Annotated in this window: 14 protein-coding genes; 7 read left to right on the top strand and 7 right to left on the bottom strand. The window is 68.0% G+C overall.

The genetic code is table 11. From position 1 onward, the window contains the following. Positions 1–140: 140 nt before the first annotated feature. Positions 141–461 carry a helix-turn-helix transcriptional regulator gene (locus tag AUL33_RS10940; protein WP_062207507.1) on the bottom strand — a complete coding sequence of 107 codons (321 nt, stop codon included), beginning with the start codon at positions 459–461 and terminating at the stop codon, positions 141–143. A 103-nt stretch (positions 462–564) separates the two neighbouring features. On the opposite strand from AUL33_RS10940, the gene AUL33_RS10935 reads away from it, so the two are divergent. From AUL33_RS10935 to AUL33_RS10920, 4 genes are all read left to right on the top strand, one after another. Next, positions 565–1,656 carry an NADH:flavin oxidoreductase/NADH oxidase gene (locus AUL33_RS10935; protein ID WP_062207505.1) on the top strand — a complete coding sequence of 364 codons (1,092 nt, stop codon included), beginning with the start codon at positions 565–567 and terminating at the stop codon, positions 1,654–1,656. A gap of 546 nt (positions 1,657–2,202) precedes the next feature. Beyond that, on the top strand, positions 2,203–3,669 hold the full coding sequence (locus AUL33_RS10930) for a sugar ABC transporter ATP-binding protein (protein ID WP_244492132.1): 1,467 nt from the start codon (positions 2,203–2,205) through the stop codon (positions 3,667–3,669). Further along, positions 3,656–4,687 carry an ABC transporter permease gene (locus tag AUL33_RS10925; RefSeq protein WP_082652515.1) on the top strand — a complete coding sequence of 344 codons (1,032 nt, stop codon included), beginning with the start codon at positions 3,656–3,658 and terminating at the stop codon, positions 4,685–4,687. Before AUL33_RS10930 ends, AUL33_RS10925 begins: the two co-directional genes overlap by 14 nt. A gap of 24 nt (positions 4,688–4,711) precedes the next feature. After that, complete coding sequence (locus tag AUL33_RS10920) at positions 4,712–5,674, top strand: substrate-binding domain-containing protein (protein WP_062207503.1); 963 nt, start codon at positions 4,712–4,714, stop codon at positions 5,672–5,674. Between the two features lie 305 nt (positions 5,675–5,979). On the opposite strand, the gene AUL33_RS10915 is transcribed toward AUL33_RS10920, so the two are convergent. The 3 genes from AUL33_RS10915 to AUL33_RS10905 all read right to left on the bottom strand — a co-directional run bounded on the left by AUL33_RS10915 (position 5,980) and on the right by AUL33_RS10905 (position 9,357). Continuing rightward, complete coding sequence (locus AUL33_RS10915; RefSeq protein ID WP_062207501.1) at positions 5,980–7,440, bottom strand: DUF2252 domain-containing protein; 1,461 nt, start codon at positions 7,438–7,440, stop codon at positions 5,980–5,982. A gap of 277 nt (positions 7,441–7,717) precedes the next feature. After that, positions 7,718–7,960, bottom strand: a complete 243-nt coding sequence (locus AUL33_RS10910) for a hypothetical protein (RefSeq protein ID WP_062207499.1) — start codon at positions 7,958–7,960, stop codon at positions 7,718–7,720. A 638-nt stretch (positions 7,961–8,598) separates the two neighbouring features. Further along, the gene (locus AUL33_RS10905) at positions 8,599–9,357 is read right to left on the bottom strand and encodes an alpha/beta fold hydrolase (RefSeq protein ID WP_062207497.1); all 759 of its coding nucleotides are present in this window, start codon (positions 9,355–9,357) and stop codon (positions 8,599–8,601) included. A gap of 124 nt (positions 9,358–9,481) precedes the next feature. Between AUL33_RS10905 and AUL33_RS10900 the strand changes: the two genes are divergently transcribed. Continuing rightward, on the top strand, positions 9,482–10,456 hold the full coding sequence (locus AUL33_RS10900) for a GlxA family transcriptional regulator (RefSeq protein ID WP_062207495.1): 975 nt from the start codon (positions 9,482–9,484) through the stop codon (positions 10,454–10,456). 26 nt (positions 10,457–10,482) lie between these two features. Here AUL33_RS10900 and AUL33_RS10895 read toward each other — a convergent pair whose 3' ends face one another. After that, on the bottom strand, positions 10,483–10,881 hold the full coding sequence (locus AUL33_RS10895) for a DUF1761 family protein (protein WP_062207493.1): 399 nt from the start codon (positions 10,879–10,881) through the stop codon (positions 10,483–10,485). Between the two features lie 180 nt (positions 10,882–11,061). On the opposite strand from AUL33_RS10895, the gene AUL33_RS10890 reads away from it, so the two are divergent. Then, positions 11,062–11,241, top strand: coding sequence for a hypothetical protein (locus AUL33_RS10890; protein WP_062207491.1), 180 nt, complete (start codon positions 11,062–11,064; stop codon positions 11,239–11,241). Positions 11,242–11,343: 102 nt separating this feature from the next. Here the strand turns inward: AUL33_RS10890 and AUL33_RS10885 are convergent, their stop codons facing one another. Beyond that, the gene (locus AUL33_RS10885; RefSeq protein ID WP_062207489.1) at positions 11,344–12,099 is read right to left on the bottom strand and encodes an inositol monophosphatase family protein; all 756 of its coding nucleotides are present in this window, start codon (positions 12,097–12,099) and stop codon (positions 11,344–11,346) included. After that, positions 12,096–12,980, bottom strand: a complete 885-nt coding sequence (locus AUL33_RS10880) for a glycerophosphodiester phosphodiesterase family protein (RefSeq protein ID WP_062207487.1) — start codon at positions 12,978–12,980, stop codon at positions 12,096–12,098. Before AUL33_RS10880 ends, AUL33_RS10885 begins: the two co-directional genes overlap by 4 nt. 306 nt (positions 12,981–13,286) lie before the next feature. Here AUL33_RS10880 and AUL33_RS10875 point away from each other — a divergent pair, with 306 nt between their 5' ends. Continuing rightward, entirely contained in the window at positions 13,287–14,633 is a 1,347-nt protein-coding gene (locus AUL33_RS10875) for an extracellular solute-binding protein (protein ID WP_062207485.1), read from the top strand. The last annotated feature ends 29 nt before the right edge of the window (positions 14,634–14,662 follow it).

Genomic DNA, 14,662 nt, shown 5'->3' with positions numbered 1-14,662 from the left:
TCGGAGCAGCAACCATCGTCGCGGAGCGATCCGCGGCTCGCCTTTGGAGAGAGATGGCTGCCGGCAACCTGCGGCGCAGGCTCATGTCACCCGGCAAGCCCCTCACCGGCCGAACCGGTCCGCCAAGCGCCGGCCGAACCTCAGTCCGGGTCCGCCGCCCCGAGCCCGCCCGCCAGCACCACCTGCAGGAGGCCGGGAAACCGCTCGTCGATGTCCCGCCGCCGCAGTTCGTTCATGTGGGCCGCGCCATCGGTGCGCGTGCGCACGAGGCCGGCTTCGCGCAGCACCCGGAAATGATGCGACATGCTCGATTTCGGGCGTCCGTGGTCGAGCGCCGAGCACGTCGCCTCGCCCTCGCGCGCCAGTTGGCGCACGACGCCGAGGCGCACGGGATCGCTCAGCGCATAGAGCACCTGCGTCAGGGCGATCTCTTCGATCGGAGGATGGCGAATGGCACGCACGCTTCAGCGTAGCACGCCCTTGCCGAAGGCTCAATGTTCGACTATTTTCGAACTATCGAATTTGAGGCGGATCTCTCCGCCGCGCATCTGCAGGAGTCTAGCCATGTCGTCCTTGTTCACCCCCTTCCGGTTGAAGGATGCGGAGTTGCGAAACCGCATCGTCGTCTCGCCCATGTGCCAGTATTCGGCGGATGACGGCATCATCAACGACTGGCACCGGACCCACCTCGCCGGCTTGGCGCGCGGCGGCGCCGGACTGGTCATCGCCGAGGCCACCGCCGTGTCGCCGGAAGGCCGGATCACGCCCGGCTGCGCCGGCATCTGGACCGACGAGCAGGGCGAGGCCTGGAGCCACGCCGTCAAGGCGATCAAGGCGGCGGGCGCCGTGCCCGGCATCCAGATCGCACATGCCGGCCGCAAGGCGAGCGCCAACCGCCCGTGGGAAGGCGACGACCACATCGCCGCCGACGATCCGCGCGGATGGGACACGATCGCGCCTTCGGCCGTCGCCTTCGGCGGCAACCTGCCGAAGGTTCCGCGCGCCATGGAACTCGCCGACATCGAGCGGGTGAAGGCCGACTTCGTGGCAGCCGCACGCCGGGCCCGCGCCGCCGGCTTCGAATGGCTGGAGCTGCATTTCGCCCATGGCTATCTGGCGCAGAGCTTCTTCTCGACTTGGTCGAACCAGCGCGAGGATGCCTATGGCGGCAGTCTCGACGGTCGCGCCCGCTTCCTCCTCGAAACCCTGGCGGCCGTGCGCGAGGTCTGGCCGGAGAACCTTCCGCTGACGGCGCGCTTCGGCGTGACCGAGTTCGACGGATCGGACGATCTCGAGGACGGGATCGAGATGGTCCGGCGCTTCAAGCAGGGCGGCCTCGATTTCATCGACGTCAGCATCGGCTTCTCGACGCCGACGGCCAACATCCCGTGGGGCCCCGCCTTCATGGCTCCCATCGCCGAGCGCGTGCGCCGCGAGACCGGCCTGCCGGCGACCACGAGCTGGTTCGTCAGCCAGCCCGCGCAGGCCGACGCGATGATCGGTGAAGGCAAGGTCGATCTCGTCTCGCTCGGCCGTCCGCTTCTGGCCGATCCGCACTGGCCCTACCGCGCGGCGATCGAACTCGGCGTCGACAAGGCGGCCTGGACCCTTCCCGCGCCCTACGCGCATTGGCTGGAGCGCTATCGCGCGGCCTGACGAGACGTGTCGGCCGGACGGCCCGTCTCTTTCATGAGACTGGGCGTCCGCCGGGGCCACCAACGCCTGAACCCAACGGCCGGCACGGGTCTTCGCACCTGTGCCGGCCGTTCTGCATGTCCGGATTCAGGCCTCGCCGACGTTGGCCTGCGAACGTTCGCGAGGTGATGGGCAGGGGCCGACACCAGCGCCTCGCCCGTTCGGGGCTCGACCCTATCGACCGCACAATCCGAAGTTTCGCATCCAGATCTTCCATGCCCGTCGTCCGAACGCCGAACCGCAGCCGATAAATCGACCGATAAGGGTGCAGAACGATCGGTAACGCCTTGTCCGCGAGGATGAGCGGTGGCTATGCTTGCCCGTGTCTGGGAGGGCATGACGAATGGTGGACGGGCTGGGGCGCCTTCATGGGAGCGATAGGGGGTTGCCGAGCGTAACCCTCGATTGCAGGGCGTTGCCGCATCGGCGCGCGGATCGCCCGTGAAGGATGGTTCGGGCAACGGGACGGCAGAGGGTGCTTCGGGCCTTTCGGTCGCCTTCGATGAGATCGTCAAGCGGTTCGGACCGGTCGAGGTCCTGCACGGCGTCTCGTTCGAGCTGCAGCGCGGACGGGTCTACGGCCTGCTCGGCGAGAACGGCGCCGGCAAGTCGACGCTGATGAAGATCCTCGCCGGCTACGAGAAGCCGAGCGAGGGACGGGTTCTCGTCGATGGCGAACCCGCGGAGTTCTCGGGGCCGCGCGACGCCGAAGCCAAGGGCATCCTCCTGATCCACCAGGAGTTCAATCTCGCCGACGACCTCTCGATCTCCGCCAACATCTTTCTCGGGCACGAGAAGCGCCGCGGCCTGTTCCTCGACGAGGCGGCCATGCGGGCGCAGACGCGCGCGGCGCTCGAAGCGGTCGGCCTGGGGCGCGATCCCGACACGCCGGTGCGGCGCCTGATCGTCGCCGAGAAGCAGCTCGTCGAGATCGCCCGTGCCCTGTCGCGCCGCGCCCGCCTGCTCGTCATGGACGAACCGACCGCGACGCTGACGCCGTCGGAGGTGGCGCGCCTTTTCGCACTCATCCGGCGCCTGCGCAGCGAGGGCGTGACCGTCGTCTACATCTCCCACAAGCTCGACGAGGTGGAGCGCATCACCGACGAGGTCGTGGTGATGCGCGACGGGCGTTTCGTCGGCCGCGCGCCGACCGAGACCCTGACGCGCCACGCCATGGCGACGATGATGGTGGGCCGGGACGTCTCCGATCTCTTCCCGCCGAAGATCGCGGCGGAGCCGACCGCGGCGCCGGCGCTGGAGGTCACTCATTTCACCGTACCCGGCTGGGCCGAGGACGTGTCCTTTGCGGTGCGGCCGGGCGAGATCCTCGGCTTTGCCGGGCTGGTCGGCGCGGGCCGAACCGAACTCTTCGAGGGCATTCTCGGCCTCCGGCCGGCAACCGGCAGCATCGCCGTCGCCGGGCAGCGCGTTCGCATCCGCTCCCCGCGCGACGCGACGCGCCATCGCCTGACCTATCTCAGCGAGGATCGCAAAGGCAAAGGCCTGCATGTCGGCTTCCCCTTGCGCCAGAACCTTACCCTGATGGCGCTGGAGCGCTACGCCCGGCCTTGGCTCGATGCCGGCGCGGAGGAGACAGCACTCGAGCGGGCCGTGACCGAGTTCGGCATTCGCGGTGCGCCGAACGCCCGCGCCGGGTCCCTGTCGGGCGGCAACCAGCAGAAGCTGGCGCTGGCGAAGGTCCTCCATCCCGATCCCCGGGTCGTGGTGCTCGACGAGCCGACGCGCGGCGTCGATGTCGGCGCCAAGCGGGACATCTACTTCCTGATCCAGGCCCTCGCGCGCCAGGGACTGGCGGTCGTGGTGATCTCGTCGGAACTGATCGAACTGATCGGGCTGGCCCACCGCGTGGCCGTGATGCGCAATGGTCGCCTCGTCGCGATCGTCGGGGAACACGAGATGACGGAGGAGGCGATGATCGCCCATGCGACGGGAACCAACGATGCTGCAACCTGAAGCGGCGCCCGGCCCGGACCGTCCGAAGGCGGGCTCTCAACGCGCGCTGACCGGCGGCACGCCGTGGGCCGACCGGCTGGCGAGCGTCGGCCCGATCGTCGGCCTCGTCCTCCTCTGCCTCCTCGGGACCGGATTGAACGAGGATTTCGCGACGGTCGAGAACGCCCTGAACGTGCTGACGCGCACCGCCTTCATCGGCATCATCGCGGTGGGCATGTGCTTCGTCATCATTCTCGGCGGCATCGACCTGTCGGTCGGCTCCATGGCCGCGCTGATCGCCGGCTGCGTCATCATGTTCATCAACTGGGCCGGCGGCGCCTTCGGCTCGCCGCTCCTGGCGGTGATCTGCGGGGCCGGTCTCTCGATCGGGCTCGGCGCGCTGTTCGGCCTGCTGCACGGCGTGCTGATCGCGCGTGGCCGGATCGAGCCGTTCATCGTCACGCTCGGGACGCTCGGGATCTTCCGGGCCTATCTTACCTATTTCGCCGACGGCGGCGCCCTGACGCTGCAGAACGAGCTCGCCGACGTCTACGCGCCCGTCTACTACGCCAAGCTCGCCGGCATCCCGATTCCCGTCTACGTCTTCTTCGCCGTCGCACTGGTGGGCGCGGTGATCCTGAACAAGACCGCCTTCGGGCGCCGGGTCCAGGCCATCGGCTCCAACGAGGCGGTGGCGCGCTATGCGGCCGTCGACGTCGAGGGCGTCAAGATCCTCACCTACATGCTGCTCGGCATCTGCGTCGGCATCGCTACTCTGCTCTACGTGCCGCGCCTCGGCTCGGCTTCGCCGACGACCGGCCTCCTCTGGGAGCTCGAGGCGATCGCCTCCGTCATCGTCGGCGGCGCGGCCCTGAAGGGCGGCCACGGCAGCATCGTCGGCACGCTGGTCGGCGCGATCCTTCTGTCGGTGATCGGCAACATCCTCAACCTGACGAACCTCATCAGCGTCTATCTCAACGCCGCCGTGCAGGGCTTCGTCATCATCGCCGTCGCGTACATGCAAAAAGGGCGCCGCTAGGGACGCCCATCAGGGAGGAAGACCATGCCAATTCTCAACAGGCGCACCGTGCTCGCCGCCGCCGGCCTCGTTCTGGCCTCGACGCTGCCGGGCAGTGCCGCCGAGACCGTCCGTCTCGGGGTGTCGATCCCGGCCGCGACCCATAGTTTCATGGGCGGCATCAACTTCTGGGCCAACGAGGCCAAGAAGGATCTGGAAGCGGCCCATCCCGATCTGAAGATCACCATCCGCACCGCGCCCAACGCCACCGAGCAGGCCAACCAGCTTCAGGACCTGACCACCGTCAACCGGATCAACGCGCTCGTGGTGTTCCCCTTCGAGTCGGCCGCGCTGACGCGCCCGGTCGCCAACGTGAAGCGCGAGGGCGCCTACGTGACCGTGGTGGATCGCGGTCTCACCGACACCAAGGCGCAGGACGCCTATGTCGCCGGCGACAACACCGCCTTCGGCCGCATCCCCGCCGAGTACATCGCCAAGACGCTGAACGGCAAGGGCAACGTCGTGGCGCTCCGCGGCATTCCCACGACGCTCGACAACGAGCGCATGGACGCTTTCAACGCCGTCCTCAAGGAGCATCCCGACATCAAGCTCCTCGACGCCAAGTATGCCAACTGGAACCGCGACGACGCCTATAAGGTCACGCAGGACTACCTGACCCGGTTCAAGGAGATCGACGCGATCTGGGCCGCCGACGACGACATGGCGGTGGGCGCGATCAAGGCGATCGACCAGGCCGGCCGCAAGGACGTCAAGATCATCTTCGGCGGCGCCGGCTCGAAGGACATGGTCAAGACCATCCTCGACAAGACGGACCCGCGCATTCAGGCCGATGTCAGCTATTCGCCGAAGTTCATCTACGACGCGATCAAGCTGACGGCGGAAGCCCGCCTCAAGGGCGAGGCCCTCCCCGCCACCACCACGATCCCCTCGCACCTGATCGAGGCGAGCAACGCCAAGGACTTCTACTACCCCGACTCGCCTTTCTGATCCGACGCCGAGCGAGAAGCACGATCGGAACGGGGCAAACCGCCCCCGTTCCGATCGGTCGTGCATGACGCAAACGCTCGCAAAACTCGAGGTTTGTAAGCGTCGTGCCTATCGCGGATCGAAACAAAGACCACACGTTTCCGCCGGCAACGGCTCAAGACGACTGTGTGACGCCCGACGGGTGCCCGTCGCCCGCCACGATCGCGAACGCCCGCCCGGGCCATCCTTCCGGATGACACGGCCGCCCGTCCTCGCGACCGGCCGGCCATCCCCCACCCGGCTTCAGATCGAATGCTGCCCTCAAGCTACGCCGACGCGTCGGATGCCCCATTGCGGGCGATCGCATCGACGAGGGCCTGGTGGTCGAGCGCGTTCTGGTCGCCGTAGCCTTCTGCCCAGTCGGCCAGCGCGTTGTCGAACCCATGGCTTTCGACGCCGCCGCAATAGCCTGCGATCGCTGCGGCATCGCCGGTTCGGGCGTGAGCGCGCGCCAGCAGGGCGCCATAGCCGAAGGCGAAGAAGACCAGGGAGCGCCCGCTCAGCAGGGAATGCGGGATCTCGCCCTTCATGTTCTTCATCTGGCGCACGTAGAACGGCCGGTCGTCGATCGTCGTCCAGCCGAGCAGCGGATCGCCGACCGCCTGCAGCAGCCGCTGACCGTAGACGACGCGCGCCCCGTCATGCGAGCCGTAAGGATCGGGCAGCGCGGGAACGAAGGGCGCATGCGAGGGGGCGATCGCCTCCTTCACCTGCAGGAACAGCGCGTCCTGATCGGAATTGCCGAACAGGAGCGCCAGATACGCTCTTGTCCCGACGCTGCCGACGCCGACCACACGGTGCACCACGTCGACGACGTGATAGCGGCTGAGCATGAAGCGGCGCTCGCGCGGCAGGGACTCGGCATAGTGCTCCAGCCCGGATATCACCGCCTCGCGCGTCGCCTCGTCGACGGCCGTGAGGATGGGTGGATCCAGCCGGAAGCGCCAGCCGCCATCGACCTGACGTTCGCCGACCTTCTCCAGCAACGCGGCATTGTCGCGCCGGCGGGCCTTCTCGACGGCCTTGCGCAGCGCCAGCTGCGAATCCTGGTCGATCTCGATGCCGTTGAAATCGAGCTTGTCGGCGCGTGCGGCGCGATGCCAGACGTCGATCGGTCCGCGCGGCGCGAGATCCAGCATGGAGCGGCGATAGCCCGCGACGCAGCTGCCGACGATCCTCCGGCGCTCGCTGCGGCTGACGCCCTGCTCACGCGCCACGACGTTAAGGCTGGCGACGAGGCGCTTCAGGTCCCATTCCCAAGGGCCGATCGTCACCTCGTCGAAGTCGTTGAGATCGAGCACGACGTCGCGCTGCGGCGTGCCGAAGAGGCCGAAATTGCTGATATGCGCGTCGCCGTTCATCACGACGTTGATGCCGCTGCGCGGCGTTCGCGAGAGGTCGTGGGCCATGACGCTGGCGGCACCCCGCAGGAAGGCGAAGGGCGATTCCGCCATGCGCGCCATGCGAAGCGGGATCAGGCGCGACTGTCGCCCGAGATTGGATCGCTCGATCAGATCCACGGGATCGGGGCGCCCGTCCATCGGCACGGGTTCGGCGTGGACGGCATGGGGCACCTTGGCGCGCAACTGCTTGCCGATGGCACGACGGCGCTCCCACGGTTCGCCCTTGGCCCGCAGATCGATCATCGGAAACGCCTCGGCCGGCGCCAGGACGACCGCCGGCGCACTGTCCGTGATCGCCGTGCCCTCGGCTTCGGAGACGTCCATGGCGAACCTCGTCTGCGGGGCTGCGATATCCAAAATTCAAAGTCCTCGATCACGCGGGATGCTGTCGATGAACAGAGGGCCCATCACGAAAGTGTCAAGGAGGCCGAACCTGCGGCAAGGCGGCAGTCGCCTTCGTATGTCACGACGATGGGCGAGATCGATCCCGACGCGGATCGCTCGCGGACCGAGGGCGGGCCACCGTGACAGTACCGCCCGTGCTCGTCAGAAAGTGCCGGCCGCGATCATCTTCGTCGACCGGCAGAACCAGGCCGTCGTCTCAGCCCTTCGGCCGGTCGGCCCCTTCGCGGCGGGCGCCCGCCACCATCTTGCGGGCGATGGCCCGCACGGCCTCGTCGTCCTTGGTCTCGTCGCGGGCGGGATCGCCGAGATGATCGAGGCTGCCCTCGATGAAGTCGAGTAGCCCAGGCTGGCGGGCCTCGACATATTCGATCAGCTTGAACAGGACATGCTCGGCGGCGATCTCGCGGCGGCGGGCTTGAATGGCGGTGTCGTTGGTCATCGGTGGTCCCCGTGTTGCACGGAAGGAAACGCGGCGACGGCCGGTCGGTCGCCGCGGCGCACCGTCGCGGTCGGTCCCGCTTGTCGCAGGCTACCGCACCGGAAAGACCGCTCGGACCGGCGCTCCTTGGCGGCGACGCAGACGGTGTTCGGCGCGTCTAGTCGACCGGCGGTGCCATTGGGTCCGCAACGCATCACGCATCCAACTGACGCCGGCCTTCGCCTCTCGCCTCTCGCCTCTCGAAGTTCGCCGAAGCGCTGTCCGAAAAGCATACGCTCATAACGGCGCGTCGGCATCTCCGCCACGCTGAAGGCAATATGCCGGCCTCGGCCCTCACACGACGCCTGTGCGGCCTCCAATGGTGTGTCCAAAACTCCCTTCGGAACGCCGCTGAACAAGCCTGCCGTCCACGCGTCTGACGCGTTCGGGACGGCGATCAGGCGGCGGCGCCTCACCTTGCGGGCTCCGGCCGGCGAGCCTTCGCGGCAGTCGGCAGGCGCAGGCGCAGGCGACCGAGCGGCTCGGCGCGGTCAGCAAGGTCCGCGAGGACGTGCGCCACACCTCATGCTGCCTGACCAGTTGATGCCCTGACGGAGCGTGGGGGCAACCGTCGCCAGCCGCCCCCGCTCTGCAGGCTCTTACTTCACGGCCTTGGCGGCCTCCTCGATCACCTTGGCGACGGCCTCGGCCTGCGAGATGTAGAGCGCGTGGCTGCCGGCGATCTCGGTCACCTTGGCGCCGGAGCGCTTGTACATCGAGCGCTGGAGGTCGGGGCTCAGCGTCATGTCGTTCCTGGCGACGATGCCGTAGCTGGGCTTGTCGTGCCAGGAGGCCACCGGCACCGGCGCCGTGAAGGCGGCGACCGCCACCGGCATCTGCGCGTTCGCCATGAACTCGACCTGGTCCTTCGGCAGGTCGGCGCCGAAATCGGCGGCGAACTTGGCGGGGTCGAGGAAGAGGAAGCCGTCCGGCGTCGGCTTGATGTCGTTGGAGGGCGAGGGCATCGACTGGACGAGCCCACCGGTCGTCTCGCCCTTCTCCGGCTGCAGCGCCGCCACGTAGACGAGCGCCTTCACCTTCGGGTCGTCGCCGGCCGCGGTGATGATCGTGCCGCCGTAGGAATGGCCGACGAGCACCGTATCGCCGTCCTGGCGCTCGAGCACCCGCTTGGTCGCGGCGACGTCCTGATCGAGCCCGGTCAGCGGCTGCTGAACGATGCTGACATGATAGCCGTCACGCTTGAGGATGTCGTAGACGCCGCGCCAGCCCGAGCCGTCGACGAGCGCGCCGTGGACCAGCACGATGTTCCTGGCCTCGGCGAAGGCGGGCGCGGCCATGGCGGCGGAGGCGAAGAGGACGGCGGCGAGGGCGATGGTGGCATTGCGGAACGTGGTCATGGACGGTTTCCCTTGCGGTTCTCGCGGAGCGGATTGGCTGTCGCTCGCGGAGACCGATATAGGCCTTGCCAGGCAGCGCCGGGACTGGCGAAACCGACATTGACCGAGGCGGAACCGACAAACCATGTCCAACAGCAGCATCGTCTCCGAAATCGGACTGCTGATCTATCCCGACGCGCAGCTGTCCGCCGTTCATGGACTGACCGACCTCTTCCATATATCCGGCTCCATGATCGCGGCGGGGGCCGGCCGTGAGCGCCGCGTGATCCGGGTGTCGCACTGGCGCGTGGACGAGGAGGGTGAGCCGGCCTGCGTCTTCGACAGCCATCCGGGCGCCCCGCACCGCCTGTCGCATGTCATCATTCCGCCGAGCCTCGTCGTGCCCGGCGAGATCCGAGCGATCGACGCCGGCGTGCGCTGGCTGACCGAAGCGCATGCCGGCGGCACCACGCTCTGCTCGGTCTGCGCCGGCGCTTTCGTGCTCGGACGGACCGGGCTGCTGGAAGGGCGGCGCGCCACGACGCACTGGTTCTTCGCCGCCGAACTCGCCGCCCGCTTTCCGGCGGTGCGGGTCGATGCCGACCGCATGGTGATCGACGAGGGCGACATCATCACCGCCGGGGGCATCCTCGCCTGGACGGATCTCGGCCTGACGCTCGTGGAACGCCTGCTCGGCCCCTCCGCGATGCTGGACACCGCGCGTTTTCTCCTCATCGATCCGCCGGGACGCGAGCAGAAGCCCTTCGGCCGCTTCGTGCCGCGCCTCGACCATGGCGACGCCGCGATCCTCAAGGTGCAGCACTGGCTGCATGCGACCCACGCCAGGGATCATGCCCTGGCAAGCCTTCTTGCGCTGGCAGGGCTGGAGGAGCGTACCTTCCTGCGGCGCTTCAAGAAGGCCTCGGGGCTGCGGCCGACCGAATATGCGCAGGCGATCCGCATCGCGAGGGCGCGCGAGGACCTGGAGCTGACGCGCCGTCCGGTCGAGCAGATCGCCTGGGACGTCGGCTACGGCGACGCCTCCGCCTTCCGCAAGATCTTCCTGCGGCAGACAGGCCTCAGCCCCAACGAGTACCGGCGGCGCTTCGCGGTCGGCTGAAACGACGAGCGGCCCTTCCTTGCCCGTCAGCCTGCGGGATTGATCAGCCCGATCGCCTGCAGGACGATCGCCTGCAGTAGCATGACGCCGAGCCAATGGCCGGTCTCGACGGCGATCGACCCGATCGATGTCCGGCGCCGACCGAGAGCGACGACGAAGGCGGGAAGCACGAAGCCGATCCAGATGACGATGGGGGTGGCGATCGTCATCACCCAGAGGCCGGCCTGCGGCGGCGCCAGGATCAGGGCGCCCGCGAGGATCGAGGCGAGCCAGAACTCGGCGACGAAGGAGACGATGACGAAGGGAAGAGAAGCGGCGGACGGCACCGTCCGATCGCCGAAGACCCGCCACCACAGGGCACCGAGGACAAGCCCGGCGAGGGTGGCTGCCAGAATGGCGAAGGCGTTGGCGACGATGTAGATCATCGGTGGGCTCCGTTGGCTTCACCGGCCAATCGCCGAGCCCGTTCGCGGGTTCCCGCCCTGCGTCACGGCGTTCCGACGCAGCGGATCCGGCCATGGCCCATCCTCACACCGACTTGCGCCGGGGATCGCGGCACCAACGCCTGGCCCAGGCGTTGTCTCTCATTAGCTATGGGAGATCACATGTCCAACACCCCGAACAGCGCGGCCCAAGAAGCACCGGACCTCGAAGCCGAGGAGCTCGCCGCCAAGCACAACATCTCCCTCGACGAGGCCAAGGGCATCATCGCCGATAAGGGCCACGACCGCGGCACGAAGGACGGCACGGCCGGTCAGATGAAGGCCGACGACGCGGCCTCCTGACCGGCGCCGCCTCTCGAACGATCTGCGCTCCCAGCCCTTCCGAAAACGGGATCGCCGGGAGCGCATCGTTCTTCAGCGTTCGACGAAACATGTCACGCCCGTTCAGCCGATGCAGGCATGAAGGGCCGGCGTGCCCGCCCAAATGCCATAGCCGCCATCCGCGTTCCGGCGGATCCTGACGTCGAGCCCGGCCTCGCGGCAGATCGCGGCGCCGCCGGCAATGTCCCACATCGTGGTGACCGGTTGGATATGCCCGTCGAAGCGCCCGGTGGCGGCGAACAGCATCGACACCGACGTCGAATGGAACGCCTCGACCACCCAGCCGGCCCGTCGCAGCCAGCCGTGGAGGACAAGGCTCGCGTCGAGGTCGTCGTCCATGCTGTCGCCCATCGAGACGAGGCGAAGGTCCGCCAGCGGCGCGGGACGGGTGAACGGCTGGCCGTTGCGCAGGATGCCGAGCCCGTCGGCCGCCGCGAAGAGTTCGCCGAGAACCGGCGCGGCGACCGCCCCGACGATCGGAACGTCGTCGACGACGTAGCCGAGCGACACGCCCCAGAGCGGCGAGCCCGCGAGGAAGTTCGAGGTGCCGTCGATGGGATCGACGATCCAGTAGGCCGGGCCGGCCTCACCCCCCTCCTCCTCGCCCACCACCGCCTCGCCGGGAAAGCGCTCCGCCAGCCGCCGGCGCACCAGCGCTTCGATGGCGAGATCGGCGCTGGAGACGAAGTCCTGCGGTCGCTTGGCGTCGACTGCGAGGGTCGCGCGCTGTTCGAACACGGCGAGAGCCTCGCGCGCGGCCTCCTCGACGACCGCGATCGCGGCCTCGCGGCGGGCGGCGAGATCGTGGGGCGTGCTCATGCCTGGCGCCGCCCGACCGCGACGAGGAACGCGACGAGTTCGTTCGCCCGGTCGGTCTGGATGGCGGTGACGCCGGCCTCCAGAAGCGCACCCCAGACCGCCTGCGGATCCGGGAGCGCTTTGGTGTCGGAGAAGCCCGCGATATGGGAACAGTCAAGCGAGTTGACCCAGAGGCGGATCCCGCCCGCCTTGAGCGCCTCGCGCCCTTCCGCCAGCGCCGCGATGCCCTCGGCGTTGCATTCCACCATCATCGGGCGCAGCGGCGCCAAGCGGGCAATGTCGTCAGCGAACCGGCCCTCTCGGGCGGTCAGAAGCGGCATGAACGGCAGCGGGCCGAAGGCGAGGTGATCGCGATCCAGCGCCGCCGCACTCGCCGGGTCGACCGCAGCCTTGATCAGGACGCCCTCGCCGAGCCCGAGATCGAGCGCCACCGCCGAGATCGCCGCGAGGTCCTCGTCCCGCTTGGTGTCGATGTTGACGAGAATGCGACCGCGCGCCTCCTCCAGCGCTTCGGCAAGCGTCGGGATGCACTCGGCAGTCAGGGCTGCGTCGGCACCGCCCTCCGCCTGGCGCAGCCGGGCCTCCTTCAGCGAGGCAAGGTCGAACGCCTCAACTGCCCCGGTCCGGTCGGTGGTGCGATCGAGCGTCGCGTCGTGGATCACCACCGGTGTCCCGTCGCGCGAGAGGCGGGCGTCGATCTCCACCATATCCAGGCCGAGCGCGATCGCCGCGCGGATCGCCGCCAGCGAATTTTCGGGGGCCATATCCCAGACACCGCGATGGGCGATCACCAGCACGTCGGGATTGGCGAGCGAGAGGACGGCGGAAACGGTTCGCGGCGCTTCGGAGAAGGATCGCTGGATCGCGGACGTAGGGGGCATGGCGGGCTCGCTGAGCGGTGTGGAAAGACTGTGCGCGGGAGAGAGCCGACGAAGGAGGGCCTCCGCGTCGGGGCACGACGCGGCCAGCGCCTACGCGCTTCGCATGTCGCTCAGATGACGATTCAACGACTTTGGAAAGACTGTACAGATCTCTATCGCTTGCTGTCTTATTGGACGACGGTAGAAATATCGACGCAGCCACCTGTCATCCAAACTTCATTGTACAGGCGCCGACGCGTCTCCTATTGGCCCGTCCCGACATCCCGGAACGAGGGATGGCGATTTCTCTTTTCGGGACAGGCTTTCATGCTGACGAAGATCCTTGGCGCGGTGAGCACGCTTGCGCTCGCCGCCACCCTGGCCGCTCCCGCCCTCGCGGCACCGGTCAAGATCGACTTCTGGTACGGCAACAGCGGCGACATCTCCAAGCGCGTGCAGGAGCAGTGCGACCGCTTCAACGCCAGTCAGAGCGACTACCAGATCGTCTGTACCAGCCAAGGCTCCTACGACGCCTCGCTGCAGAACACGATCGCGGCCTTCCGCGCCGGCCAGCAGCCGACGATCGCGCAGGTCTCCGATGCCGGCACGCTCGACATCATGCTCTCGGGCGCCTTCTACCCGGCCAACAAGCTGATGAAGGACAATGGCTACGACGTGAACTGGGACGACTACGTCTCGGGCATCAAGAGCTATTACGCGACCTCGAAGGGAGAGATGTACTCCTTCCCCTTCAACTCCTCGACCGCGCTCCTCTACTGGAACAAGGATGCCTACGCCAAGATCGGCAAGGACCACGGCCCGGCCACCTGGGAAGAGGCCTCCGCCGACTTCAAGGCGCTGAAGGCCGCCGGCTACGAATGCCCGCTCGGCTTCAACATCTCGCGCGATGAGGTCTGGCAGCTCGAGGAGCAGTTCCTCGCCGTCCACGGCGAGCCCAACGCCACGATGAACAACGGCTATGACGGCCTCGGCGCCGAAATGGTCTTCAACAAGGGCAAGTGGGTCCAGTTCGTGCGCGACCTCAAGGGCTGGTACGATGCCGGCGAGGCACGCCTGAAGTCCAAGGAGACCGGCCAGACCTTCGTCGAGGCCTTCGCCGCCGGCGACTGCCAGACGATCCTGACCTCCGTCGGCGATCACGGCAATATCGGCCGCACCGCGAAGGAAGGGATGAACTGGGACGTCGCGATGCTCCCGGTCTACGAGGGCACCGAGCGCCGGAACTCGCTCGTCGGCGGCGCCTCGCTCTGGACGATCGCCGGCAAGTCGGATGCCGAGTACAAGGCGGCCGCGGCCTTCTACAACTTCATCGCCAAGCCGGAAGAAGCGCTCACCTGGTCCACCGTCACCGGCTACATCCCGGTGCGCCAGTCCGGCTTCGACTACCTGAACGGCGAAGGCTTCTACGACAAGGCGCCCTACAAGGGCCGCGAGCTCGCCATCCAGAGCCTGACCTTCACGCCGCCGACCCCGGTGACGCGCGGCCAGCGCCTCGGCGGCCTGCTGCAGGTCCGCCAGGAGATCTCGAACGGCCTCCAGGCGATCTTCATCGAGAATGCCGACATCCAGACCTCGCTCGACGAGGCCGCGACTCGCGGCAACGCGATCCTGCGCCGGTTCGAGCAGACCTACGCCGGCAAGACCCTGCCGTAACCGTCCGACGGTTCAAGCCGACCCTTCGT

The sequence above is a fragment of the Aureimonas sp. AU12 genome, assembly GCF_001463705.1.
Classification (GTDB): domain Bacteria; phylum Pseudomonadota; class Alphaproteobacteria; order Rhizobiales; family Rhizobiaceae; genus Aureimonas.
This window is presented reverse-complemented; position numbering and strand designations above follow the sequence as displayed.

Excerpts from the sequence above, each read along its gene's own strand:
- AUL33_RS10875 (WP_062207485.1), top strand. The coding sequence starts at position 13,287 with ATGCTGACGAAGATCCTTGGCGCGGTGAGCACGCTTGCGCTCGCCGCC.
- AUL33_RS10900 (WP_062207495.1), top strand. The coding sequence starts at position 9,482 with ATGTCCAACAGCAGCATCGTCTCCGAAATCGGACTGCTGATCTATCCC.
- AUL33_RS10905 (WP_062207497.1), bottom strand. The coding sequence starts at position 9,357 with ATGACCACGTTCCGCAATGCCACCATCGCCCTCGCCGCCGTCCTCTTC.
- AUL33_RS10915 (WP_062207501.1), bottom strand. The coding sequence starts at position 7,440 with ATGGACGTCTCCGAAGCCGAGGGCACGGCGATCACGGACAGTGCGCCG.
- AUL33_RS10890 (WP_062207491.1), top strand. The coding sequence starts at position 11,062 with ATGTCCAACACCCCGAACAGCGCGGCCCAAGAAGCACCGGACCTCGAA.
- AUL33_RS10880 (WP_062207487.1), bottom strand. The coding sequence starts at position 12,980 with ATGCCCCCTACGTCCGCGATCCAGCGATCCTTCTCCGAAGCGCCGCGA.
- AUL33_RS10885 (WP_062207489.1), bottom strand. The coding sequence starts at position 12,099 with ATGAGCACGCCCCACGATCTCGCCGCCCGCCGCGAGGCCGCGATCGCG.
- AUL33_RS10895 (WP_062207493.1), bottom strand. The coding sequence starts at position 10,881 with ATGATCTACATCGTCGCCAACGCCTTCGCCATTCTGGCAGCCACCCTC.
- AUL33_RS10925 (WP_082652515.1), top strand. The coding sequence starts at position 3,656 with ATGCTGCAACCTGAAGCGGCGCCCGGCCCGGACCGTCCGAAGGCGGGC.
- AUL33_RS10935 (WP_062207505.1), top strand. The coding sequence starts at position 565 with ATGTCGTCCTTGTTCACCCCCTTCCGGTTGAAGGATGCGGAGTTGCGA.
- AUL33_RS10920 (WP_062207503.1), top strand. The coding sequence starts at position 4,712 with ATGCCAATTCTCAACAGGCGCACCGTGCTCGCCGCCGCCGGCCTCGTT.
- AUL33_RS10910 (WP_062207499.1), bottom strand. The coding sequence starts at position 7,960 with ATGACCAACGACACCGCCATTCAAGCCCGCCGCCGCGAGATCGCCGCC.